Here is a 23983-nt window from a genome sequence, read left to right as displayed (position 1 = left end):
ACAACGATACCAGCGCGTGCCCTCGTACCCCAATCCTCGCGCCCGCTCGCGCCTGCGCTTCACACCCCCGGCGGTCGCTTCACACCCCTGACTGTCGCCCCGCACCCCGCGGACACAGGGTGTGGGGCAGCAGCCAGGGGTTTGAAGCGTGGTCGGCTGGGGCCGAGCGCAGCGGGAGGACCCTGTGCCGGGAGTGGTCCGAGCGGTGACGGGGCGGGCGGGATCAGAGCTGGGCGCGGACGCGGGCGAGCAGGTGCTCGACGACGGCGTTGAACTGGTCGTGGTGCTCGATCATGCCGAGGTGGCCGCACTCGGGCAGGATGTGCGCGTCGGCGGTCGGCAGCAGGTCGATGATCCGCTCGGTGTGCTCGACCGGAGTGATCACGTCGTCCTCGCCGCCGACGACCGCGGTCGGGATGTGCGCCAGCGAGGCCATCGCCTCGTACTCGTCCAGCTCGGCGAACGCCGGATAGAAGTCGGCGACCACGTCGAGAGACGTCTCGGCCAGCATCTGGGTGGCGAACTCGACGTAGCTGTTCGGCACGTCCGAGCCGTACGCCATCCGCCGGGTCACGACGAACCCGAGGTCCGAGCCGGCGCTGCGGGCCTTGCTGACCACCTCCGGGATCCGGTTCAGGGTGGCCATCAGCGGCGGGGCGAGGCGGGAGAAGGTCCGGCCGGGCAGTCCCCGGATCGGTGAGTGGTCGGCCATCTCGCCGGCGGAGGTGCAGAAGAAGCCGACACCGCGGATCCGGCTGCCGAACAGCTCCGGATGCGCCCGGGCCAGCTCCATCACGGTCATTCCGCCCATCGAGTGCCCGACGAGCACCAGCGGGCCGTCGCCGGCGATCTCGTCCAGCACCTGCAGCAGGTCCTCGCCGAGCTGGGTGATCCGGCAGTGCTCCGGAGCGGACCGGCCGGAGCGGCCGTGCGAGCGTTGGTCGTACAGCACCTGGCGCACCGGTCGATCGGTGCCGGGGCCGCGGAAGTGCTTGCGCTGGAAGTGCCAGCAGTCCAGGCTCAGCGCATAGCCGTGCACCCAGACGACGGTCAGGTCGGAGTCCGGTACGTCGTCGACCTCGGTATGCAGCACCACCCCGTCGGCGGTGGTGACGTCGGGTCCGGCCGAACGCAGCCCGAAGAACTGCTCGTCGTCGGCGTCGTCGCGCGCCTGGATCCGCTTGTTGACCAGCCGCCGCTCCAGCTCCAGCCCGACCGCGACGCCACCGGCGGCCAGTGCGGCGATTCCGGCCACCAAGCCGACACCGGCGCCCCATCGGCTCGCCATCAGCCCTCCTCCGTTCGATCGGACCCGTGCCGATCGACCCCGTCGCGATAGACCCGCGGCACTCGTGCCCCGATCCGGGTGACGATCTCATAGCCGATCGTGCCCGCGTGAGCGGCCCAGTCTTCCGCAGTCGGCCCGCCGTCGTCGCCGGGTCCGAAGACGACGACCTCCTCGCCGATCTCCGCGTCCGCGCCCGGGCCGAGCTCGACCACGAACTGGTCCATGCAGATCTGACCACGAACCGGCACCCGCTGCCCGCGCCAGCCGACCTCGGCGCGGTTGCCCGCCTGGCGCGGGATGCCGTCGGCATAGCCCAGCGGGACCAGCCCGACCACGGTGTCCCGCGGCGCGGTCCAGATCCAGCCGTAGGAGACCCCGCTGCCGGCCGGGATCCGCTTCACGTTCGCCAGCCGGGCGCGGAGGCGCATCACCGGCCGGAGCGAGACGCCGGCCAGCGCGGCAACCCCCGGCGCGGGGTCGATGCCGTACGCGGCGATGCCGATCCGGACCAGGTCGAGCCGTGCGTCGGGCACGATCAGCGCGCCGGCCGAGTTGGCCAGATGCCGCAGCTCCGGATCGAGGCCGGCGTCTGCGGCGACCCGCTCCGCGATCCGGAAGTTCTCCTGCTGAAGCGCGATCGAGGGATGCCCGGGCTCGTCGGCGGCGGCGAAGTGGGACCAGAGGCCGGTCACCCGCGCCCGCCCGGATCGCTCGGCGGCAGCGGCGACCCGGCAGAGCTCGGGCCAGGCCGCCGGCGGCGCACCGTTGCGGGACAGTCCGGTGTCGGCCTTGAGCTGCAGCCGGGCCACGATCCCGGCCGACCTCGCCGCCCGGGCCAGCTGGTCGACCTGCTCCGGTGTCGAGGCCGTGACGTCGATGTCCGCCGCCACCACGGGCACCAGGTCCTCCTCCGGCCCGTACAGCCACGTCAGCACCCGGCCGGTGTCGCCGCCGGCCCGCAGCGCGAGGGCCTCGGCCGGCGTCGCCACGCCGAGCCAGCTCGCCCCCGCCTGCCGGGCCGCGACGGCGCAGGGCAGCATGCCGTGGCCGTACGCGTCGGCCTTCACCACCACCATCACCTGCGCACCGGTGGCCACCTCCGCGACCGCGCCGATGTTGGCCCGGAACGCGGCCAGGTCGATCTGCGCGCTCGCCGTGCCCGGATCGATCAGCCCGTCCACTCGGACCGCCGGATCTCGTCGAGCTGCCGGGTTCGCCGGGACTGGAGCCGGGCGATCGCGGCCGGCATCAGCTCCGCCAGCCGCTGCGGAGGAACCGGCCCTGGGTTCCGGTGCGCTGCGTACGCCTGCAGGGAGGCGGCGGCCGCGGCCGCCCGCGGGGTGCGTACGCCCGCGGCCAGCAGGGTGGCGCAGATGCCGGCGAGCACATCGCCGGATCCGGCCTGAGCCGTCCACGCCGGGCCGGGCAGGGCCACGTCGATCCAGGGCTGGTCCGGCGTGCAGACCAGCTGGGTCGCACCCTTGAGCAGCACGGTTGCGCCGGTCTTCTCCACCCCGGCCCGGACGGCCCGGACCGGATCCTCGGTCACCCAGGACCGGTCCTCGCCGAGCAGCCGGGCCAGCTCCCCCGCATGAGGTGTCAGCAGCCACGTCGCGGGCACCCGCGCGGGCAGATGACCGAGCCCGTCGGCGTCGACGACGGTCGGCAGGCCGTCGCCCAGCAGCCGGGCCAGCACCGCCGCGCCATCTGGCCGGTCGCCCCAGCCGGAGCCCACCAGATGCGCCTGCACCCGGCCGGGCGAGAACACCACGTTCGGCAGCCGCTCCCGGATCAGCGCCCTCGGCACATCCGCGCCGAGATAACGGACCATCCCCGCACCGGAGTGCACCGCACCGTAGGTCGACAACACCCCGGCACCCGGATACGTGTCGGAGCCGGTGTCGATCCCGACCACTCCGCGGGCGTACTTGTCGCTGCCGGCGTCGGGATAGGGCAGGTACGCCGCCAGCTGATCCGTCTGCACCTGGCGCAACCAGCGTCCCGAACCGGAGCCGGCCCGGTCATCCTCGCTCGGCGCCGGATCGAGTCCGATGTCGACGACCTCGATCTCGCCACACCGGCCGCGGGCCGGCTCGATCAGATGGCAGGGCTTCGCGACCCCGAACGTGACGGTCCGGGTGGCCGCGAAGGCGTCGCCGGCCACCGCTCCGGTGTCGGCCGCCACCCCGGACGGCAGGTCGACGGCGATCGTGGTCACCAACCAGTCCCGGCAGGCGCGGGCCAGCAGCGCCACCGGTTCCGGCAGACCCGGTCGCCCACCGATGCCGAGCACCCCGTCCACCACGATGTCGGCGGCCGGCCGTTGCTGGATCCGAGCGGCCGGATCGAGACCGAGGTCGTCCAGATCGATCAGCCGGCCACCCGCGGCGCGGAGCGCGGCCAGCCCGCGGGCGTGCGGCGTACCCAGACAGCGGACGGCCGTCACCCTCGCGCCGCGTCGGGCCAGCCGGGCGCCGGCGAACAGCGCATCTCCCCCGTTGTTGCCCGGACCGACAAGGATGATGATCGTCGAGCCGTACACGCCGCCACACAGGCTGACGGCCTCGCGGGCGACCGCCAGGGCGAGCGCGTGGGCAGCCCGCTGCATCAAGGCGTCGGCCCCGACGGTGTCGAACGCCCGCTCCTCCAGCGCCCGGACGGTGCCGACGTCGTAGGCGTCGTAGATCTCCACGAGGCTCAAGCCTCACAGACGACGACGGCGGACGCGATCCCGGCGTCGTGGGACAGCGAGACGTGGACCGTACCGATGCCGAGCTCGCGGGCCCGCTCGGCGACCGTGCCGGTGATCGCGAACCACGGTCGTCCGCTCGCGTCGGTCCGGATCTCGGCGTCCTGCCAGGACATCCCGCTCGGCGCGCCGAGCGCCTTGGCCAGCGCCTCCTTGGCAGCGAAGCGGGCCGCCAGCGAGGCGATCGGGCGCTCCGCCTCGGCGGGGGTGAACAGGCGCGTGACCATCCCCGGCCGCCGTGCGATCGACGCGGCGAAGCGCTCCACGTCGCAGACGTCGATCCCGATCCCGACGATCATCCGCGACCCCTCACCGGATCGCCCGCCCAATGCGACCGGGGATCACTCGACCGTGACCGACTTCGCGAGGTTCCGCGGCTGGTCGACATCGTGACCCTTCCGGGTGGCCAGCTCGCAGGCGAACACCTGCAGCGGCACGGTCGCGACCAGCGGCTGCAGCAGGGTGGACACCTTCGGCAACCGGATCAGCACGTCGGCGAACGCGTCCACCTCGTGGTCGTCGGCCTCGGCCAGCACGATCGTGCGGGCACCGCGGGCCCGGATCTCCTGGATGTTGGAGACCACCTTGTCGTGCAGCATGTCGCGGCCCTGCGGCGGCACCACCACGAACACCGGCAGGTCGTCCTCGATCAGCGCGATCGGCCCGTGCTTGAGTTCGCCGGCCGCAAAGCCCTCGGCATGGATGTACGCCAGCTCCTTGAGCTTCAGCGCCCCCTCCAGTGCCACCGGGTAGCCCACGTGGCGGCCGAGGAACAGCACCACCCGCTCGTCGGCGAAATCGGCGGCCAGCTTCAGCACCGGGTCCATCTCGGTCAGCAGGCCGGAGATGGCGGCCGGGACCGCGGCCAGCTCCTCCATCACTAGCGCAATCTCGTCGCCGAACTTCGTCCCGCGTACCTGGGCCAGATACAGCCCGAGCAGATAGCAGGCCACCAGCTGGGTCAGGAAGCCCTTGGTGGAGGCGACCCCGATCTCCGGGCCGGCGTGGGTGTAGATCACCGCGTCCGACTCGCGCGGGATGGTCGAGCCGTTCGTGTTGCAGATGGCTAGCACCCGGGCCCGCTGCTCCCGGGCGTGCCGGATTGCCATCAGCGTGTCGGCGGTCTCGCCGGACTGGCTGATCGCGACCACCAGTGTGGTCGGACCCACGATCGGGTCGCGATAGCGGAACTCGCTGGCCAGTTCCACCTCGCACGGGATCCGGGTCCAGTGCTCGATCGCGTACTTGGCGACCAGGCCGGAATAGAACGCGGTGCCGCAGGCGATGATCACGATCTTGTCGATCCGGCGCAGTTCGGCGGCCGAGATCCGGATCTCGTCCAGCGTCAGCGCGCCGTCTGCGTCGTAGCGCCCCAGCAGGGTGTCGGCCACCGCCTTCGGCTGCTCGAAGATCTCCTTCCGCATGAACCAGTCGTAGCCGCCCTTCTCGGCGGCGGTGAGGTCCCAGTCGACGTGGAACGGCCGGACCTTCGTGGGGTGGCCGTCGAAGTCGGTCACCTCCACGGTGTCGGCAGTGATGGTGACGACCTGGTCCTGGCCCAGCTCGATCGCCTCGCGGGTGTGCTCGATGAAGGCAGCGACGTCGGAGGCGACGAAGTTCTCCCCCTGCCCGACGCCGACCACCAGCGGTGAGTTGCGGCGGGCGGCGACCACCCGGCTCGGGTCCTCGGCGTCCACCGCGACCAGGGTGAACGCACCGTGCAACCGGTGACAGACGGCGCGCATCGCCGACGGCAGCTCGACCCCCAGTGCGACCTCCCGGCCGAGCAGGTGCGCGACGATCTCGGTGTCGGTCTGGGAGGTCATCGAGATGCCGTCGGCCTCGAGCTCGTCGCGGAGCACGACGAAGTTCTCGATGATCCCGTTGTGGACGACCGCCACCCGACCGTTGAACGACACGTGCGGGTGCGCGTTGGCATCCGTCGGGCCGCCGTGGGTGGCCCAGCGGGTGTGGCCGATGCCGGTGCCGGTGACGGGTAGTGGGTGGGCGGCGAGCTCGGCGTCCAGGTTGCCGATCTTGCCGGCCTTCTTCGCGGTGACGACCGCACCGTCGGCCACCACCGCGACGCCGGCTGAGTCATAGCCCCGATACTCCAACCGCCGCAACCCCTCGACCACGACAGCGAGAGCAGACTGCGGGCCGACGTACCCGACGATTCCACACATGGCGAGAAGGCTAGTAGGGATCCTCGCCGAGCGGCCGTCCTTTCGGCGAGGTGGCGCCGACTCGCCGAAATGGCCGATCGCTCACCGCGCGGCCGATGCCGGCCCGTCGCCGGGCCGACTACTACTGTTTTCCCATGCCGCCCGACGCGCAGCTGCTGGGACCCTTCGTGGAGCTGAGCCGCGCCGACTGGGCGAACCTCGCCGAGACCACTGCCTTGCCGCTGGACGCGGCGACCCTGGAGAAACTCCGCGGGCTGTCCGACCCGACCTCGCTGACCGACGTCCGCGAGGTCTACCTGCCGCTGTCGGCCCTGCTCAGCCGGTACGTCCGGATCACCCGCGAGCTGCACCAGTCGACCAACGCGTTTCTCGGCCGGGCAACCACCAGGACCCCGTTCGTGATCGGCATCGCGGGCTCGGTCGCCGTCGGCAAGTCGACCACCGCCCGCCTGCTCCGCGAGCTGCTCGCCGCGTGGCCGGAGCACCCCAGGGTGGAGCTGATCACCACCGACGGCTTCCTGTTCCCCAACGCCGAGCTCGACCGGCGCGGGCTGATGCACCGCAAGGGCTTCCCGGAGTCCTACGACCGGCGCGCCCTGCTGAAGTTCGTGATGGACGTGAAGTCCGGTGACGAGGAGGTCAGCGCGCCGGTCTACAGCCACCTGGTCTACGACATCGTGCCCGACGTCTCCGTCGCGGTCCGCCGGCCCGACATCTTGATCGTCGAGGGGCTGAACGTCCTGCAGCCGGCCCGGATCCGGCTCGACGGCCGGGCCGGCCTGGCCGTCAGCGACTTCTTCGACTTCTCGGTCTACGTCGATGCCGCGGCCGACGACATCCGCGACTGGTACGTCAGCCGGTTCCTGTCGCTGCGCGACACCGCCTTCCGCGACCCGCGGTCCTATTTCACCCGGTATGCCGACCTGACCCACGATCAGGCGGTGACCCAGGCCGAGCAGCTCTGGGACACCATCAACGGGCCCAATCTGGATCGCAACATCCTGCCTACCCGCGACCGCGCCACCGCGATCCTGCGCAAGGACCGCGAGCACCACGTGCAGTGGGTCAGAATTCGCAAGGTCTGACGGACTCGATAATCCACCCCTCGTCGACGACGGGCGTGGCCGCGCAGGCGTGGCCAAACGCCGCCCGCGGCAACGAGGTGCGGATTCTCGGGTTTCGCCCGTCGGCGTCCATGTCAGGACAAATGTGCGAGACTGCGCTGCCATGAAGAGATTCGTGCTCCTGGGTGCCGGATTCATCGGCGCCGCCCACGCCCGCAGCCTGGCCGGGCATCGTGGCGTCGACTTCGTCGGCGTGTACGACATCGACCCGGCTCGCGCGCGGGCGCTGGCGGCTGAGCACGGCTGCGAGGTCCTGACCGACGTCTCGGCCGCCTTCGACCCCGACCGGGTCGACGCCGTGCTGATCGCGTCCTCGACCGACACCCACGCCGAGCACCTCCGGCGCGCCGCCGACACCGGCATCGCCGTGCTCTGCGAGAAGCCGATCGACGCCGACCTGGCTGCGGCGACGGAGATCGCCCGCCATGTCGAGGCGGCCGGCATCCCCGCGATGGTCGATTTCAACCGTCGCTACGACCGGGACAACGCCGAGCTGCGGCGGCTGGTGGCGGCGGGCGAGGTCGGCGCGATCGAGCTGATCCAGCTCACCTCGCGCGGGCCGGTGGTGCCGCCGCTGTCCTACGTCGCCGTCTCGGGCGGCCAGCTGCGCGACCAGACCGTGCACTTCTTCGACCTGGCCCGCTGGATCGCCGCTGCCGACCCGGTCGAGGTCTATGCCACCGGGTCGCCGCTGGCCGAACCACGGCTGGCCGACTACGGCGACATCGACACCTCCGTCGCGGTACTGAAACTGCCGTCCGGCGCGCTGGTGCAGATCGACAGCGTCCGCCGCACCGGGTACGGGTACGACGAGCGGATCGAGGTGCACGGCTCGACCGGTCTGGTCGAGGCGCGCCGGCAGCAGACCGGCGGCGTGCTGAGGTACCGGGCCGGCGGCGTGGTCGGCGACGCGCTGCATCCGGGCTGGTTCGATCGGGTGGCGCTGACGTACCCCGCCGCCCTGGACGCGTTCGTGACCGCCCTCGAGGGCGGCCCGGCGACGTATCCCACCCTGGCCGACGGGCTCAAGGCCCAGGCCGTCGCGGAGGCGGCGACCCGCTCGCTGACCTCCGGCCGGACCGAGCCGATCACCTACCCGTAGCCGCTCTCACCGGCGTGCCGACCCCGACCCGAGAAATACTTCGCGAAGTCGGTATCAGGGCGCATCGGCGCTTCTCTTGGTTGTCGAGTCCGCTCACCCGAGGCCAGGCACCCGTTGCGCACCTGACCAGTCGATGCGGGGCGGACTCGCGCAACGATCTCGGCGGCCACTGGGGGGCGGCCGTCGAGCACAAGATCGCAGGTCGCGGCCGGGAGCCATTGGGGGAATTCCGCCGAGGACCCGGGGAGGCGTGCGGCGCGACGACACCGCATGGAGAAGAGCGACGAGGGCCGGTTTGCTGGGGGGCGACCGGCCCTCGTTGCGCTCTGTGTTGTCTCGGCTCGCGCAGGCCGAGCGCCCAGCTGACTCCGTCTTCCTCACTCACTCGCAGCACGACATCCTGCCGCTGCCGCCATCAGGCCACGCTGCTCGTTCGATCGTCCAGACAGAGCCAGGCGCTCCCCTAACGACGCTCGCCGAGGGTTGTCCCGGCTCACGCACACGGGACGCCACAACGACTGGCCCACGAGACGAGATATGCGCGCTGAGCCTGTCGAAGCGCCGGCTCAGGGCACGATCAGAGGGCCAGCGACCGCTGGACCACGGAGGCGAGGCGCTCGGCGGCCGAGCGAGCGTCCTCCGACGTGGTCGCCTCCACCATGACCCGAACCAGGGGTTCGGTGCCGGACGGGCGGAGCAGCACCCGGCCGTTGTCCCCGAGCCGGGCGGCTTCGGCGGCGACCGCCTCGGTCAGCGCCGGGTCGGTCGAGGCGCGGGACTTGTCCACTCCCTTGACGTTGATCAGCACCTGCGGCAGCCGGGTCATCACCGCGGCGAGATCGGCGAGCGGGCGGCCGGTCTGCACCATCCGGCTCATCAGGTGCAGTGCGGTGAGCACCCCGTCACCGGTGGTGGCGTGCTCGGCCATCACCACGTGGCCGGACTGCTCGCCACCGAGGACGTACCCGCCGGCGTTCATCTCCTCCAGCACATAGCGGTCGCCGACCTTGGTCTGCAGCACCCGGAGGCCGTGCGCGCCCATCGCCTGGAGGAAGCCGAGATTGCTCATCACGGTGGCTACCACCGTGTCGTGGGCCAGCCGGCCCTGCTCGGCCAGCGAGGTCGCCAGCACGGCCAGGATCTGGTCGCCGTCCACCAGCTCGCCGGACGCGTCCACGGCGAGGCAACGGTCGGCATCCCCGTCCAGTGCGATGCCGATGTCGGCGCGATGGGCCAGCACGGCCGCCTGGAGATGCTCGATATGGGTGGAACCGCAGTCGTCGTTGATGTTCAGCCCGTCGGGCCGCGCGAAGATCGGGACGACCGCGGCACCCTGCACGCCGAACGCGGAGGGTGCTGTCCGGTAGGCCGCGCCGTTCGCGCAGTCGACCACCACCTTGAGCCCCTCCAGGCTCACCGGCTGCCCCAGACTGGCGACCAGGTGGGCGACGTAGGACTCGACCAGGGCCGGGTTGTCGCTGACCCGACCGACGTCCGCCCCCACCGGACGCGTCCAGACCTCGCCCATCCGCGCCTCAATGGCGTCCTCGAGCGTGTCGTCGAGCTTGGTGCCGCCGCGCGCGAAGAACTTGATCCCGTTGTCCGGCATCGGGTTGTGGCTGGCGGACAGCATCACGCCCAGATCCGCCTTGGTGTGGTTGGTCAGGTACGCCACCCCGGGCGTTGGCAAGACGCCCAGACGGATCACGTTGACCCCGGCGCTGGCCAGCCCGGCCACCACCGCCGCCTCCAGGAACTCACCCGACGCACGCGGGTCCCGGCCGACCACCGCCGTCGGCACATGGCCGCTGAAGGCGCCGGCCTCACCGAGAATGTGCGCGGCGGCCACCGAGAGATCGAGAGCCAGCTCCGCGGTCAGTTCCTCGTTGGCGCGACCCCGCACCCCGTCCGTACCGAACAGACGACCCATGCCCAGATCCGCCGATCCTGGCGCGGATCAGCGCTTGCTGTACTGCGGAGCCTTACGGGCCTTCTTCAGACCGGCCTTCTTGCGTTCCTTCACCCGGGCGTCGCGGGTCAGCATGCCGGCCTTCTTCAGCGCCGGGCGGCTGGCCTCGGCGTCCACGGCGTTCAGCGCACGGGCCACGCCGAGCCGCAGCGCGCCGGCCTGGCCGGTCACCCCGCCGCCGTGGATCCGGGCGATGACGTCGTACGAACCGGCGACCGCGGCGGTCGCGAACGGCTCGGACACGATCTGCTGGTGCACCTTGTTCGGGAAGTAGTCGTCCAGGGTGCGACCGTTGATGGTCCACTGACCGCTGCCGGGCACGATCCGGACGCGGGCGACGGCCTCCTTGCGGCGGCCGGTGGCACCCGCCGGGGCCACGACGGCCGGGCGACCGGCCGGCCCCTGGGCGACGGACGGGCTGGCCTCGGAACGGTAGGCGATCTCACGGTCACCCTCGGTGAACGGGGCGACCTCGCTGTCCTCGACGGCGGTTTCGACGATGTCGGTCATCTGCTGGTGAATCCTCGGTGTTTCGGAAGACGGATCTGCGGGCGACTACTGGGAGACCTGGGTGATCTCGTACGGCTGCGGCTTCTGCGCTGCGTGCGGGTGCTCCGGGCCGGCGTACACCTTCAGCTTGGAGATCACCTTCCGGCTCAGCTTGTTCTTCGGCAGCATGCCCCAGACCGCCTTCTCCACCGCCTGCCGCGGATCGGAGTCCAGCAGCTCGCCGTAGCTGACCGACTTCAGGCCGCCGGGGCGGCCGGAGTGCCGGTAGGCGAGCTTGTCGGTGCGCTTCTTGCCGGTCAGCGCCACCTTCGAGGCGTTGACGACGATGACGAAGTCACCGCCGTCGACGTGCGGGGCGTACGTCGGCTTGTGCTTTCCGCGCAGCAGCGTGGCGGCCGTGACCGCGAGCCGGCCCAGGACAATGTCCTCGGCATCGATGACATGCCAAGCTCGGGTGACGTCGCCTGGCTTCGGGCTGAAAGTAGACACGCTCGTCGACTGCTTCCTGAAGTGATCCTCAACAATTGGCTCGTCGCGCGGCACACAGCGCAGCGTCAACTGGCCGCGCGAACGCAACAGCCGACCAGAATACCGGCCGCGCACCCTCGGAGCAAAACGCTCGCCGGAGAGCTCCTCACGACAGGGGCTCGGTCCCCCAGCGCAGCCCGTCACCGAAGCTACGCGCCGGGGAGTGCAGGAGCGATCCGTGAAACACGCCTTTCCGTTTCACGGATCGCGACGAACGAGCCGGCCTGAAGCGCAGCGAGCGCGGAGCGAGGCTTGCCGAGTGACGCCGGAGATACCGTCACCCGGCTGGGCAGGTGCTGGCCCACCCGCGTAGTTTGTCGCCATGACAGATACGTCCACGGCGGATTCGACCGACGTCGACACCTCCAGCCCAGAAACTGACAGGGCCGACACGCTGACCATCCGGGACAACCGGACCGGCCAAGAATATGAGGTGCCGATCACCGACGGCACCATCCGCGCAGCGGACCTGAAGAAGCTCGCCGTGGACGGCGAGCCCGGCGGCCTGGCGACGTACGACCCCGGCTTCGTCAACACCGCCTCCTGCCGCAGCGCGATCACCTTCATCGACGGTGACGAGGGCATCCTGGAGTACCGCGGCTACCCGATCGAGCAGTTGGCCGAGCACTCCACCTATCTGGAGGTCGCCTATCTGCTGCTGAACGGCGAGCTGCCCGACCGCGAGCAGCTCGACGACTGGGTGCACGAGGTCACCTACCACACCTTCCTGCACGAGAACCTGAAACAGTTCATCCAGGGTTTCCGCTACGACGCCCATCCGATGGGCATGCTGATGGCCTCGGTCAGCGCGCTGTCCACCTTCTATCCCGATGCCCGCGACGTGCTCGACGCGGACGCCCGCAAGCTGCAGATCACCCGGATGATCGCGAAGATGCCCACCCTGGGCGCGTTCGCGTTCCGGCACGGGATGGGCCGGCCGTACGTCTATCCCGACAACGACCTCTCCTACACCGAGAACTTCCTCGCCATGTTGTTCAAGATGAGCGAGCGCAAGTACAACGCCGACCCGCGGCTGGTGAAGGCGCTGGAGGTGCTCTTCATCCTGCACGCCGACCACGAGCAGAACTGCTCGACCAATGCGGTGCGCTCGGTCGGCTCGTCGCAGGTCGACCCGTACTCGGCGGTCGGCGCCGGCATCGGCGCGCTCTACGGCCCGCTGCACGGCGGCGCCAACGAGGCCGTGCTGCGGATGCTGCGCGAAGTGAAGACCGTCGACCGGATCCCCGAGTTCATCGACGGGGTGAAGAACGGCAAGGAAAAGCTGATGGGCTTCGGCCACCGGGTCTACAAGAACTACGACCCGCGGGCCAAGATCATCAAGAAGGCCTGCGACGACGTCTTCGAGGTGACCGGGGTCAACCCGCTGCTCGAGATCGCCATGGAGCTGGAGAAGATCGCGCTGGAGGACGAGTACTTCGTCAAGCGCCGGCTCTATCCCAACGTGGACTTCTACTCCGGCCTGATCTATGAGGCGCTCGGCTTCTCCCCGGAGATGTTCACCGTGCTGTTCGCGATCCCGCGCACCTCGGGTTGGCTCGCCCAGTGGGAGGAGCTGATCACCGACAAGGAGCAGAAGATCGCCCGGCCGAAGCAGATCTACACCGGCTATCGGACCCGGGACTTCGTGCCGCTCGACCAGCGATAGTCCCCGACCGCCGTGGCAGGGGCCCGGCGCGCGATTCTGTGGTCCGGATCGCACGCCGGGCCTCTGTGCGTCCGGTGGCGATCGGCGTAGCCTTGATCACAAGCAGCCTGGCCCCGGGCTGACCGCACGAATCGGGCGGGCACGCCGCCTCGATCCCCTTCCCCCACGAGTGCGTCGCCGTCGACACTCGGTCGTTCCCGCACGAACAGGCATGATCGCCATGGCGAACCCGAGTTCCTCCATCGCTCCCCGCGGCTCGGCCGCGCGACGGCTGAACAGCGGCGAGTGCCGCAGCTGGCTGGCCGGGCATCATGAGGGCCGGCTGGATTATCGCACCGGACGAGGTCCGCGCTCGCTTGTCGTGCGGTACGCGGTCCAGGCCGACGCCGTCCTGGTCAGGGTGCCGACGTACAACGACTTGCTGCAGTACGCGCCGGGTGAGTCCGTGACCCTGGAGGTCGAGGAGCGGTGCGCGCCCGACACGTTCGAGATCGTGACGGTCACCGGAACCGCCAGCCTGGTGGATCCGGGCGTCGGTGCCCTCGCCGACGACTGGCCGCCGGAGCTGCCGACCGATGTGATCCGCGTGCCGATCCAGCGGATCGACGGCTTCCTGGCCGAGGCCGGCTGAGCCGCCGGGCTCTCGGCTTGCCGCTTGATCACGGTGTGGTGAACCCTCGCTGAGTCCCGACGACGGGCAGCGGCCGCGCTGCTACGGTTCGGCCGTGGTCAGGTTCTTGATTCGGGTCGTCGTGTTCATCGTCTCGGCGACCCTCGGTCTGCTGATCACCAGCCTGGTCGTCGACGGCTTCACCATCCACGCCAGCGGGTTCGTCACCTCGGTGCTGGTCTTCGCCGTGCTGCAGAGCGTGCTCAGCCCGTTCCTGGCCAAGGTCGCGCACAGGCACGCCCGGGCGCTGCTCGGCGGGGTCGGCCTGCTCTCCACCTTCGTCGCCTTGGTGGTGGCCCACTTCTTCACCGACGGGCTGCAGATCACCGGCGCCACCGCCTGGATCGCGGCGACGGTGGTGGTCTGGCTGGTCACCGCGCTCGCCACCTGGCTGCTGCCCTTCCTGTTCGTGAAGAAGAAGGTCGAGCAGAAGCGCGCGAACAACCCGTCCACCTAGCAGCGGGGCATCGACTTCAAGAACCCTTCGCGCCGGCCGAGCCCGTGTGGGTCTCAGCCCGATCAGGCCAGGGGGAACCGCAGATGCGCGAGCGCCGGACCGCCGTCCCAGATCCGGGCGCTGACCTCGTCGGAGCGGACCGCGATGGCCTCTCCCCCGGCCTGCAGGGTGGACACCGCGATCCGTGACAGCAGGTCATAGCCGCGAGCGTCGTCGCCGGCGTAGCTGATCTCGCCGGTCCCGCCGTCCAGCGTGCCGAAGACGTCGACGGTGAAGTCGTAGACCAGCGTCGCGATCGCGCCGGACGCCGAGGCCCGGGCGATGTCGCCCAGCTCGGTCAGCACCAGGCCGGCGGACACGTCGTTGCCGATCTTCTCCAGCCGGGCGTCGACGCGCTCGGCGTTCAGCTCGGCCAGCGACGCGCGGATCGGCTCGTCGATCTGGTCCGGCCGCAGCTCGTCCGGCGCGCCGGGGACCGTGACGATCCGCCGGCGCGGATCCGCGGAGCGGTACAAGTCGAGCAGCGGGTCGGTGGCGAACAGGAACAGTGGCCGCTCGTCGTTGGGGTCGACCCGGGCCAGCTCCGCCCGAACGGCGTCGGCCACCCGCTTGGCGTACGCCTCCAGCAGGGTCTTGCGGCCTTCGTCGCCGACCAGCCGGTTGGCGTGCCCGCGACCGCGGATGGTTGCCTTGTTGGTCGCGTCGGCGGCGTCGGTGGGATGGTCGCCGACCAGCTCCAGCTCACTGGCCCGCGAGGTCGGCGTCGCCACCCACAGGTTCCACCCATTGGCGGACAGGGTGAGGGCGTACGCCTCCTGCGGCGTGGTGACGGCCCGGACCAGCTGGCCGAGATCGAAGTAGTCGGCGGCCTGCTGCTGGTTCTCCAACCGGTTCGGCAGGACGTACACATCGCTGTCGGTCGGTGAGATGAAGATCGCCAACGACGCCGACAGCCGGTTCCAGGGCTCGATCCCGTCGGCGATCGCCGACCACTGGTCCCGGAGCGCGGACTCGGTCGCGTGCGACAGGCCGGCGGTGCGCAGCGTGGTGATCGCGGTGTCGAAGCCGCTCTTGGCGTTGAGAAAGCTGCCCTGGCGCTCGGACACGATCGGCGACGTCTGGGCATAGATCGAGATGGCCTGCTCGCGCCGCTCACCGAGCCGGTTCAGGTCCTCGACGGTGGGCAACTCGTACCGCGTGACCATGCTCGGCTCCTCGACCGACGGCTGGAGGCCAGTGGGTCGAGAGGGAGCGCCGTCGGTCCTCCGCCCTCGAAGACACCCCACCTTAATGACGCGGATCGCCGGCCCCACAGCGGCCTCGCCGTTCACAGCTGGCTCCTAGGTCGGGCCAAGCATACGGACAGACCGCGTCACGATGCTCGCCCTGACCGGACCGGAGAGTCCGGCACCGGGTCGTGGGAGGCGCACACCATGGGGACGAAGACCGGGAGCGACCCCGACGCGGCGCCCGTGTCACACAAGCGCCGGCGGCGCTGGGGGATCGTCTCGGCCATCGGCGTGGTGGTGCTCGCGCTGGCCGGGTTCGGCCTGTACCAGCTCGTCCTGAAGCCCGATGCCGGCGCGACCGCGTTCACCCGGACGGCGACGGCCAGCACCCAGACCGTGCAGACCACTGTCGGCACGACCGGCACGCTCGAGCCCGCCCGCCAGGCCGACCTGTCGTTCACCAGCAGCGGCACGGTCACCAAGGTCGCGGTCAAGGTCGGCGACAAGGTCGCCAAGGGCGAGGTCCTGGCCACCATCGACGACGCCGCGCTGAAGGCCGACGTGGCGGCCGCGCAGGCGGACCTGACCGCCGCCGAGAGCAACCTGACCGACCTCGAGGACGCCGACAGCTCCACCAGCACCGCGATCGCGTCGGCGACCGCACAGGTGAAGCTCAAGGCCAGCGCGCTGAGCCAGGCCAAGAGCGCGCTGAAGGCGGCCGCGCTGCGCTCGACCATCACCGGCACGGTAGCGGCGGTCGACATCGCCAAGGGCGATCAGGTGGGTTCGAGCTCGGGCGGGGGCGGCGGCACCGGAAGCTCGGCGTCGAGCTCGAGCTCGGCGGCCGTGACGGTGATCTCGACCGACCGGTACGTCGTCGACACCTCGGTCGGTAGCGCCGACCTGGCCAAGCTCAAGGTCGGGCTGCAGGCCGTGATCACCCCGAGCGGCGCGACCGAGCCGATCTACGGCACCGTGGCCACCGTCGGCGTGATGGCCTCCAGCTCCTCCGGCAGCTCGGGCACGACCGGCGGCAGTGGCACGGGTGGCGGCGGCACGGGCGGCAGCGGCGCGGGCGCCGCGACCTTCCCGGTCACCATCGACGTCACCGAGGCGCAGAAGGACGTCTTCGCCGGCGCGTCGGCGTCGGTCTCCATCATCGTGGAGCAGCGCGACAACGTCCTGGTGGTGCCGACCGCCGCCGTCACCACGGTCGACGGCAAGACCGTCGTGCAGAAGCTGGTCAACGGCTCCCCGGTGCAGACCCAGGTGAGCATCGGGTCGACGTACGGCAATCTGACCGAGATCACCAAGGGCCTGGCCAACGGCGACGAGGTGCAGATCTCGTTCGCCCGGCAAACCGGCACGGGGACCGGGACGGGAACCCGGACGGGCACCGGCAGCGGGCAGAACGGCGGCGGCTTCCGCGGCGGCAGCGGCTTGGGCGGTGGCGGCGGCGGGGGCTTCGGCGGCGGCGGGTTCTCCGGTGGGGGCTTCGGCGGCGGAACCGGACAGGGCGGAAACCGGTGAGCGGGCCGACGCTGATCGATCGCCCGGCGGCCGGGCCGGGACCGCGGCCTGGGGAGGTGATCCTCCAGCTCGACCACGTGAGCAAGACGTACGCGTCGGGGGTGCTGGAGGTGCACGCCCTGCAAGACGTGTCGCTGAGGGTGGCCCGGGGTGAGTACGTCTCGATCGTCGGCCCGTCCGGCTCGGGCAAGTCGACCCTGATGAACATCATCGGCTGCCTCGACGTGGCGACCGCCGGGGCGTACCTGCTCGGCGGCACCGACGTCGAGCAGATGAACGAAACCCAGCTCGCCGAGGTGCGGAACCGGCAGATCGGGTTCGTCTTCCAGCAGTTCAACCTGCTGCCGTCGCTGACCGCGTTGCGGAACGTTGAGCTGCCGCTGTGCTACGCCGGCGTTCGCAAGGACGTACGCCGGCAGCGGGCGCGGGACGCACTCGGCCGGGTCGGCCTGGCCGACCGAGTGGACCACCGGCCGAACGAGCTGTCCGGCGGGCAGCAGCAGCGGGTGGCGGTGGCCCGCGCCCTGGTCGGCGACCCGACCCTGATCCTGGCCGACGAGCCGACCGGCAACCTGGATTCGCACTCGACTGCCGACGTCCTCGCCCTGCTGGACGAGCTGCACGCCTCCGGCCGGACGATCGTGCTGATCACCCACGAGCCGGACGTCGCCCATCGTGCGCAGCGCACCATCCACGTCCGTGACGGCCGGATCTTCGGCGACCTCGAACCGGCACCGGGACCGGTGGACGGATGAGGTGGACCGAGACCTGGCGGATCGCGCTCGAGGCGGTCCGTACGCACCGGCTGCGGTCGCTGCTGACCGTGCTCGGCATCTTCATCGGGATCGCGTCGGTGACGCTGACCGTCGGCCTCGGCCAGGGCGCCCAGCAGTCGGTCGAGGCACGGATCAACAGCCTGGGCAGCAACCTGCTGATCGTGTCCCCGGGCAGCTCGACCACCGGCGGCGTACGTGGCGGGCTCGGTTCGGCGACGACCTTGACCAAGGCGGACGCGACGGCGCTGGCCGATCCCGCGGTCGCTCCGGACATCGCCAAGGTCGCCCCCGTGAGCACCAGCTCCAAGGTGCTGACCGTCGGCACCACCACCTGGACCACGTCGGTGATCGGGACGACCCCGGACTGGGTCGACGTGCGGGCCCGGACCCTGGCCCAGGGCCGGTTCTTCACCCAGACGGAGCTGGACTCGGCGGCGAACGTGATGGTGCTGGGCGCATCGACCGCGGAGGAACTCCTCACCAGTCCGGTCGTGGTCGGTTCCACGGTGACGGTCAACGGCACCGCGTTCACCGTCATCGGCGTGCTCGCCTCGAACGGTTCGTCGGGCACCACCAACGAGGACGACCAGGCGCTGATCCCGTACACCACCGCCCAGCAGACACTCGGCACCTCGGCCCCCGGGACGGTCTCCTCGATCTATCTGGAGGCCGTCTCCTCCGACCGGCTGTCGGCGGCCTATCAGCAGGCCTACAACGCATTGCTGACCAGGCACGACGTCACCGCGACCACGGCCGACTTCTCGATCTCCAGCCAGCAGTCCCTGGTCGAGACCGCGACGGCAACGACCGAGACGCTGACCATCCTGCTGGGCGGGATCGCCGCGATCTCGCTGCTGGTCGGCGGGATCGGGGTGATGAACATCATGCTGGTCTCGGTGACCGAGCGGATCCGCGAGATCGGGCTGCGCAAGGCGCTCGGAGCGACGCCGCGGGTGATCCGCTCCCAGTTCTTGATGGAAGCCAGCACGCTCAGCCTGGCCGGCGGCGTGCTGGGCCTCGCGGTCGGCTACGCCGGGTCGCTGGCGCTGCCGAAGCTGATCAACCAGCCGGTCACGATGTCGGTGGCCGCCTCGATCGCCGCGCTCGGCGTCTCGCTGGCCGTCGGGCTGATCGCCGGGGTCTATCCGGCCACCCGGGCCGCCCGCCTCGCCCCCATCGACGCCCTCCGGAGCGAGTGATGGCCCTGCTCCCCACCTCCACCCACCTCCCTCGGAAACTGTGCGGCTGTTGCAGCGACACGCCGGTCGACGCTGCATCAACAGCACAGCTTCCGGGACGGGAACGACTCGAAACGAGAAGCGCATGATCAACAACCAGCACCGACTCGCGACCCTGCTGGTCGGCGGACTCGCCGTCGTCACGCTGGCCGCCTGCGGTCCCAGCGCGAGCAGTGCGGGCAGCAATCCGAGCGCGCCGAGCGGAAACGCGTCCGGCCAGCCGGGCCGCGGATTCCCGGGTGTGTCCGGACTGATCGTCGCGCTGTCGGGCAAGACGATGCAGGTCCGTACCATCTCGGGCCAGTCCGCGGTCACGTACACCGGCAAGACCACGGTCACCGAGCAGCAGAGTACGAAGGCATCGGCGGCGAGGGTCGGGATGTGCGCGACGGTCCGCAGCACCGACCAGTCGTCCGCCGGGGCGAGCCAAGGCTCGTCGATCACGGCGCGCACCGTCAGCCTCAGCGATCAGGTCGACGGCAGCTGCCAGGTCGGCTTCGGCGGTTTCGGCGGTCGGGGCAACCGGCCCGGCGGGCTACCGTCGGGCGGCCCCGGCGGCGAGCTGCCCAGCGGCATGCCCTCGGGGGCGATTCCGAGCGGTGCGCCCCGCGGCGGGTTCGGGGGTGCGAGCGGCAAGATCACCGCGGTCAGCGGCTCGACGCTCACGATCGAGCAGACCAGGGGCACCGAGAAGTCCACGGTGGCGGTGAACCTGACCGGCGACACCACCTACACCGAGCAGGTGAAGACCGGCACCAGTGCGATCGCCACGAACCGGTGCGTGCTCGCGACGGGCAAGTCCGACTCCACCGGGGCGCTGGCGGCGACGGCGATCCGGCTGTCGGCCCCGGTGAACGGCGAGTGCGGTTTCGGCGGCGGGCGACGGGCGAGCGGGAGCCAGAGCGGTGGCTAGAACGAGATCGAGGGCGGCGACGACCGGCCCCGGCACGAACCGCAACAGCGCCAAGCCCGGTGGATCAGCGAAGGGTACGCGCCGACGTACGGTCGTGCGGCGGGCCGGCATCGGCCTGATCGCGCTCGCGGTCGCCGGCGGCGGCACCTGGATCGGCATCCAGGCGATGGCCGCGCAGAAGGAGGCCGACCGCTACACGACGACCACGGTCGGCACCGGATCGGTGACCCAGACGTTGTCGGCCGGCGGCACGATCGCCAAGGTGAATCAGGCGACCGCCTCGTTTCCCGCGTCGGGCACCATCACCTCGGTGAAGGTCGCCGTCGGCGACTCCGTCGAGGCCGGCCAGACACTGGCCACGATGGACACCACCGACCTCGAGGCGGCGGTGATCCAGGCCAAGGCCGACCTGGCGTCGGCCGAGGAAGACCTCGCCAACGCCGAGGACGCAGCCTCGGCGAGCGCATCGGCGAGTACGTCGGCCAGCGCGTCGGCCGGCGCCGGCGCGGCGAAGAGCGCTTCCACCGCACGCTCCTCCGGCTCGGCGGGCTCCTCCCGGTCGGCCGGCTCGTCCGCGCAGCCGTCGTCGAGGACGTCGAGCGGCAGCCCGTCGTCCGGGTCGCCGACCCGACCCGGCGAACCGGGTACGTCCGACACGGCCCGGCTGCTGAAGGCCGTCCAGGGCGCGCAGCAGGAGCTGACCAAGCGCCAGGCAGCGGCGACCGCCGCGCTCACCGCCCAGGGCGCGGCCTGCTCGCCGTTGACCGGGGTCACCCCGACGCCCACGCCGTCGGGCAGCAGGACGCCGAGTCCGTCGACCAGACCGAGTTCGTCCGCCGGCGCCAGCTCGTCCGCCGGCGCGACGCCCTCGGCCAGCGCATCGCCGTCGGCCGCCCCCAGCTCTACCGCCGGCGCGACCCCCAGTGCGAGCAGGACCGGCCAGTCCGCGACTCCGACGCCGTCGGCCACCACCGGTTCGGGTACGGCCAAGCCGGTCGACTACCCGGTCAGCACCGGCGACGAGCTGCAGAAGTGCATCGATGCGCTGACCGCCGCCCAGACGGCTCAGCAGGCGGTCACGGATGAGCAGGCCGTCCTCTCGACCGCGCTCACCCGGCTGGCAACCGCGCTGACGCAGGCCGGCGGGAACGGATCAGGCGGCGCGAGCGGCTCGGGCTCGGGCGGCTCGGGCTCGGGCAAAACCTCGGGTGGTTCCGGAGGTACGAGCACCCGGACGGGCGGCTCGGGCTCGGGTGGCTCGGGTTCGGGTGGCTTGGGTTCGAGCGGCTTGGGTTCGAGCGGCTTGGGTGGCTCGGGTTCGGGCGGCTCCGGGTCGAGTGGCTCGGGCTCGCCCGGTACCGGCTCGACCGGCGGCGGAGGCGGCCAAGGTGGCACGACCACGGTCGGTACCGCTGAGGCGGTCGTCACCAAGGCCCAGCTGGCGCTGACCACCGCGGAGGACAACCTGGACGCCGCAACGCTGCGCAGCCCGCTGACGGGCGTGGTTGCGGAGCTTCCGTTCACCAAGGGCGCGACCGCGAGCACGAGCGACCAGGCCGTCGTCATCGGCAAGGGCTCGACCCAGGTCGACCTGCAGGTCAGCGAAGCCACGTTCCGGCAGCTGAAGGTCGGACAGAAGGCGCAGATCAACCAGGCCGGCCAGGCTCCGGTGGCGGGCACCGTCTCGGCCAAGGCCCTGCTGCCGACCTCGTCGGCGAGCGGCTCCAGCACCTTCGGGGTGACCGTCGCCGCGCCCGCCTCGACCTCGACGACGTTGCGGGCCGGAGCGACCGCCTCCGTCACCGTGACGATCGCCTCCGTCGACCATGCCGTCGTCGTCCCGGTGTCGGCGATCACCCGGGAGAGCACCACCAGCGGCACCGTGTCGGTGCTCGCGAACGGGGTCGCCACCACCACCCGAGTGAGCCTGGGGGTGGTCGGCGACACCACCGCGCAGATCACCGAGGGCGTCCAGGCGGGTGCCGTGGTCATCCTTGCCGACCGGACGGCCGCCGTGCCGAGCAACAGCACCAACTCCGTACGCCAGTTCGCCGGTGGAGGTGGCGGCTTCGGCGGGGCCCCGCCCGGCGGGGTTCCGGCCGGCGGCGCAGGCGGAGCGGGCCGCGGCACCGGCCCGCGCTGACCTTCGCCCCGTCCCTCGCCCTCCCCAGCCCGTGCAGCTCTTGCAGTCGCCGTCGGCGTGTCGCTGCAGGAGCTGCACAGTTTCCGGCGGGGCTCTCGGCACCCCGGGGGCGAGAAGTGGGTACTCAGCGGGCGCGTTGGACCCGGGTCTCGTCCCAGACCGGCTCGTCCGACTCGTACACGCTGCCGTCGGCGCCGAAGACCAGAAAACGGTCGAAGCCGCGGGCGAACCAGCGGTCGTGGGTGACCGCGACGACCGTCCCCTCGAACGACTCGAGGCCGTGCTCCAGGGCCTCCGCCGACTCGATGTCGAGGTTGTCGGTCGGCTCGTCGAGCAGCAGCAGGGTCGCCCCGGACAGCTCCAGCAGCAGGATCTGGAAGCGCGCCTGCTGGCCGCCGGAGAGGGTGTCGAAACGCTGCTCGGCGGCGTACGCCAGCTCGTAGCGGTCCAGCTTGCGCGACGCCTCCTCCCGGCCCATGCCGGTGCGATGGTCGTTGCCGCGGTGCAGGATCTCCAGCAGCGTACGGCCGACCAGCTCCGGGTGGTGATGGGTCTGGGCGAACCACCCCGGCCGGACCCGGGCACCGAGCCGCGCGCTCCCGGTGTGCGCGACCTCGCCGATCCGCAGGTCGTCCACCGGCAGGTGCTCGATGTCCGGGTGCGAGCCGCCGCGCGCCAGCAGCCGCAAGAAGTGCGACTTGCCCGACCCGTTCGAGCCGAGCACGGCGACCCGGTCGCCGAACCAGATCTCCGCGCTGAACGGCTTCATCAACCCGGTCAGCTCCAGCCGGTCGACGACGATCGCCCGCTTGCCCGTCCGTCCTCCGGTCAGCCTCATCTTCACGTGCTGCTCGCGCGGCAGCTCCTGCGGCGGGCCGGCCTCCTCGAACTTGGCCAGCCGGGTCTGCGCCGCGCGGTAACGCGAGGCCATGCCGGAGTTGTATGCGGCCTTGTTCTTGTACATCAGCATCAGCTGGCGCAGCTTCTCGTGCTCCTCGTCCCAGCGCCGGCGAAGCTCGTCGAGGCGGTCGAAGCGCTCCCGGCGCGCCTCGCCGAACGTCGCATAGCCGCCGCCGTGCACCCAGACGGTGTTGCCGGCCGCGCCGAGCTCGAGCGCGGCGATCCGGGTCGCCGCCTGGGCCAGCAGCTCGCGGTCGTGGCTGACCAGCAGCACCGACTTCTGGGTGCCGGCCAGCTGCTCCTCCAGCCAGCGTTTGCCGGGCACGTCCAGGTAGTTGTCGGGCTCGTCCAGCAGCAGCACCTCGTCCGGACCGCGGAGCAGAGCCTCCAGCGCCAGCCGCTTCTGCTCGCCGCCGGACAGCGTGTTCACCTCGCGCCACTTGGCCCGGTCGTACGGGATGCCGATCGCGGCGGTCGTACACACGTCGAAGGTGACCTCGGCGTCGTACCCACCCGCATCGGCGTAGTCGGCCAAGGCCTGCGCGTAGCGCAGCTGCACCGGCTCGCTGTCGTCCTCCATCAGCGCCAGCTCGAGCGCGTCCATCTCGGCGACGGCGTGCTGCAGCCGCGGCGGCGCGAGCGAGAACAGCAGATCGCGGACCGTCGAGTGATCGCGGATGCTGCCGATGAACTGGCGCATCACCCCCAGCCCGCCGGAACGCGAGACCGAGCCGGACGTCGGCGCCAGGTCGCCGGCGATGATCTTGAGCAACGTCGTCTTGCCGGACCCGTTGGCCCCGACCAGCGCCACCACTGCGCCCTCACCGACCCGGAACGAGATGTCGTCCAGCAGCACCCGCCCGTCCGGCAGGTGATAGCTGATCGCGGACAGGTCGACGTGTCCCATGACCGTCGATGCTAGGCGTCGCTGCCCCGGCTCGCGACTGGTTTCCCGCCCTGCCCCTCGCCCGGAAACTGTGCAGCTCTTGCAGCGACACGCCGGCC

General features: G+C 71.1%; 20 protein-coding genes. 10 read left to right on the top strand and 10 right to left on the bottom strand.

All coding sequences use genetic code 11. The features are described 5' to 3' along the window. Positions 1-223: 223 nt before the first annotated feature. From ABD747_RS11420 to glmS, 5 genes are read right to left on the bottom strand one after another with little or no spacing between them, the layout of a single operon-like run. On the bottom strand, positions 224-1288 hold the full coding sequence (locus ABD747_RS11420; RefSeq protein WP_344804519.1) for an alpha/beta fold hydrolase: 1065 nt from the start codon (positions 1286-1288) through the stop codon (positions 224-226). Beyond that, entirely contained in the window at positions 1288-2469 is a 1182-nt protein-coding gene (gene alr / locus ABD747_RS11415; RefSeq protein ID WP_344804517.1) for an alanine racemase, read from the bottom strand. The genes ABD747_RS11420 and alr overlap by 1 nt, the downstream gene beginning before the upstream one ends. Then, positions 2457-3980 (bottom strand): NAD(P)H-hydrate epimerase, encoded by a 1524-nt coding sequence (locus ABD747_RS11410; protein WP_344804544.1) that lies wholly within the window; start codon positions 3978-3980, stop codon positions 2457-2459. Before ABD747_RS11410 ends, alr begins: the two co-directional genes overlap by 13 nt. A 5-nt stretch (positions 3981-3985) precedes the next feature. After that, the gene (locus ABD747_RS11405; RefSeq protein ID WP_344804515.1) at positions 3986-4336 is read right to left on the bottom strand and encodes a holo-ACP synthase; all 351 of its coding nucleotides are present in this window, start codon (positions 4334-4336) and stop codon (positions 3986-3988) included. A gap of 42 nt (positions 4337-4378) precedes the next feature. Further along, positions 4379-6223, bottom strand: a complete 1845-nt coding sequence (gene glmS / locus ABD747_RS11400) for a glutamine--fructose-6-phosphate transaminase (isomerizing) (RefSeq protein ID WP_344804513.1) — start codon at positions 6221-6223, stop codon at positions 4379-4381. A gap of 134 nt (positions 6224-6357) precedes the next feature. On the opposite strand from glmS, the gene coaA reads away from it, so the two are divergent. Then, complete coding sequence (gene coaA / locus ABD747_RS11395; RefSeq protein WP_344804511.1) at positions 6358-7308, top strand: type I pantothenate kinase; 951 nt, start codon at positions 6358-6360, stop codon at positions 7306-7308. A 142-nt stretch (positions 7309-7450) separates the two neighbouring features. After that, positions 7451-8449, top strand: a complete 999-nt coding sequence (locus ABD747_RS11390; RefSeq protein WP_344804509.1) for a Gfo/Idh/MocA family oxidoreductase — start codon at positions 7451-7453, stop codon at positions 8447-8449. A gap of 577 nt (positions 8450-9026) precedes the next feature. Here ABD747_RS11390 and glmM read toward each other — a convergent pair. The 3 genes from glmM to rplM are packed head-to-tail and all read right to left on the bottom strand — an operon-like array spanning position 9027 to position 11417. Beyond that, positions 9027-10379, bottom strand: coding sequence for a phosphoglucosamine mutase (gene glmM, locus ABD747_RS11385; RefSeq protein ID WP_344804507.1), 1353 nt, complete (start codon positions 10377-10379; stop codon positions 9027-9029). A 27-nt stretch (positions 10380-10406) separates the two neighbouring features. Continuing rightward, on the bottom strand, positions 10407-10928 hold the full coding sequence (rpsI, locus tag ABD747_RS11380; RefSeq protein WP_344804505.1) for a 30S ribosomal protein S9: 522 nt from the start codon (positions 10926-10928) through the stop codon (positions 10407-10409). 45 nt (positions 10929-10973) lie between these two features. Further along, the gene (rplM, locus tag ABD747_RS11375; RefSeq protein ID WP_344804503.1) at positions 10974-11417 is read right to left on the bottom strand and encodes a 50S ribosomal protein L13; all 444 of its coding nucleotides are present in this window, start codon (positions 11415-11417) and stop codon (positions 10974-10976) included. Between the two features lie 361 nt (positions 11418-11778). Here rplM and ABD747_RS11370 point away from each other — a divergent pair, with 361 nt between their 5' ends. From ABD747_RS11370 to ABD747_RS11360, 3 genes are all read left to right on the top strand, one after another. Next, positions 11779-13122: a citrate synthase gene (locus tag ABD747_RS11370; RefSeq protein ID WP_344804501.1), complete on the top strand. Its 1344-nt coding sequence runs from the start codon at positions 11779-11781 to the stop codon at positions 13120-13122. Positions 13123-13333: 211 nt separating this feature from the next. Beyond that, complete coding sequence (locus tag ABD747_RS11365; protein WP_344804499.1) at positions 13334-13753, top strand: pyridoxamine 5'-phosphate oxidase family protein; 420 nt, start codon at positions 13334-13336, stop codon at positions 13751-13753. A gap of 94 nt (positions 13754-13847) precedes the next feature. Then, positions 13848-14249: a hypothetical protein gene (locus tag ABD747_RS11360; RefSeq protein ID WP_344804497.1), complete on the top strand. Its 402-nt coding sequence runs from the start codon at positions 13848-13850 to the stop codon at positions 14247-14249. Positions 14250-14311: 62 nt separating this feature from the next. On the opposite strand, the gene ABD747_RS11355 is transcribed toward ABD747_RS11360, so the two are convergent. After that, positions 14312-15454 carry a baeRF11 domain-containing protein gene (locus tag ABD747_RS11355; protein ID WP_344804495.1) on the bottom strand — a complete coding sequence of 381 codons (1143 nt, stop codon included), beginning with the start codon at positions 15452-15454 and terminating at the stop codon, positions 14312-14314. 228 nt (positions 15455-15682) lie between these two features. On the opposite strand from ABD747_RS11355, the gene ABD747_RS11350 reads away from it, so the two are divergent. From ABD747_RS11350 to ABD747_RS11330, 5 genes are all read left to right on the top strand, one after another. After that, positions 15683-17008, top strand: a complete 1326-nt coding sequence (locus tag ABD747_RS11350; protein ID WP_344804493.1) for an efflux RND transporter periplasmic adaptor subunit — start codon at positions 15683-15685, stop codon at positions 17006-17008. A gap of 59 nt (positions 17009-17067) precedes the next feature. Beyond that, positions 17068-17763 (top strand): ABC transporter ATP-binding protein, encoded by a 696-nt coding sequence (locus ABD747_RS11345; protein WP_425562510.1) that lies wholly within the window; start codon positions 17068-17070, stop codon positions 17761-17763. Next, positions 17760-18983 (top strand): ABC transporter permease, encoded by a 1224-nt coding sequence (locus tag ABD747_RS11340; protein ID WP_344804489.1) that lies wholly within the window; start codon positions 17760-17762, stop codon positions 18981-18983. The genes ABD747_RS11345 and ABD747_RS11340 overlap by 4 nt, the downstream gene beginning before the upstream one ends. Before the next feature lie 124 nt (positions 18984-19107). Beyond that, complete coding sequence (locus ABD747_RS11335) at positions 19108-19935, top strand: hypothetical protein (protein WP_344804487.1); 828 nt, start codon at positions 19108-19110, stop codon at positions 19933-19935. Further along, positions 19928-22078 (top strand): HlyD family efflux transporter periplasmic adaptor subunit, encoded by a 2151-nt coding sequence (locus ABD747_RS11330; RefSeq protein WP_344804485.1) that lies wholly within the window; start codon positions 19928-19930, stop codon positions 22076-22078. Before ABD747_RS11335 ends, ABD747_RS11330 begins: the two co-directional genes overlap by 8 nt. A 124-nt stretch (positions 22079-22202) precedes the next feature. Here ABD747_RS11330 and ABD747_RS11325 read toward each other — a convergent pair whose 3' ends face one another. Then, entirely contained in the window at positions 22203-23885 is a 1683-nt protein-coding gene (locus ABD747_RS11325; RefSeq protein ID WP_344804483.1) for an ABC-F family ATP-binding cassette domain-containing protein, read from the bottom strand. Positions 23886-23983 lie beyond the last annotated feature (98 nt).

The organism is Microlunatus ginsengisoli (assembly GCF_039537205.1).
In the GTDB taxonomy this organism is placed as follows: domain Bacteria; phylum Actinomycetota; class Actinomycetes; order Propionibacteriales; family Propionibacteriaceae; genus Microlunatus; species Microlunatus ginsengisoli.
Note: the sequence above shows the minus strand (reverse complement) of the source record. Positions and strands in the feature narration are given on the sequence as shown.

Bases quoted from the DNA above. Each gene is read 5' to 3' on its own strand.
- ABD747_RS11420 (WP_344804519.1), bottom strand. From the start codon at position 1,288: ATGGCGAGCCGATGGGGCGCCGGTGTCGGCTTGGTGGCCGGAATCGCC.
- ABD747_RS11405 (WP_344804515.1), bottom strand. From the start codon at position 4,336: ATGATCGTCGGGATCGGGATCGACGTCTGCGACGTGGAGCGCTTCGCC.
- glmS (WP_344804513.1), bottom strand. From the start codon at position 6,223: ATGTGTGGAATCGTCGGGTACGTCGGCCCGCAGTCTGCTCTCGCTGTC.
- coaA (WP_344804511.1), top strand. From the start codon at position 6,358: ATGCCGCCCGACGCGCAGCTGCTGGGACCCTTCGTGGAGCTGAGCCGC.
- ABD747_RS11390 (WP_344804509.1), top strand. From the start codon at position 7,451: ATGAAGAGATTCGTGCTCCTGGGTGCCGGATTCATCGGCGCCGCCCAC.
- glmM (WP_344804507.1), bottom strand. From the start codon at position 10,379: ATGGGTCGTCTGTTCGGTACGGACGGGGTGCGGGGTCGCGCCAACGAG.
- rpsI (WP_344804505.1), bottom strand. From the start codon at position 10,928: ATGACCGACATCGTCGAAACCGCCGTCGAGGACAGCGAGGTCGCCCCG.
- ABD747_RS11370 (WP_344804501.1), top strand. From the start codon at position 11,779: ATGACAGATACGTCCACGGCGGATTCGACCGACGTCGACACCTCCAGC.
- ABD747_RS11365 (WP_344804499.1), top strand. From the start codon at position 13,334: ATGATCGCCATGGCGAACCCGAGTTCCTCCATCGCTCCCCGCGGCTCG.
- ABD747_RS11355 (WP_344804495.1), bottom strand. From the start codon at position 15,454: ATGGTCACGCGGTACGAGTTGCCCACCGTCGAGGACCTGAACCGGCTC.
- ABD747_RS11350 (WP_344804493.1), top strand. From the start codon at position 15,683: ATGGGGACGAAGACCGGGAGCGACCCCGACGCGGCGCCCGTGTCACAC.
- ABD747_RS11340 (WP_344804489.1), top strand. From the start codon at position 17,760: ATGAGGTGGACCGAGACCTGGCGGATCGCGCTCGAGGCGGTCCGTACG.
- ABD747_RS11335 (WP_344804487.1), top strand. From the start codon at position 19,108: ATGATCAACAACCAGCACCGACTCGCGACCCTGCTGGTCGGCGGACTC.
- ABD747_RS11325 (WP_344804483.1), bottom strand. From the start codon at position 23,885: ATGGGACACGTCGACCTGTCCGCGATCAGCTATCACCTGCCGGACGGG.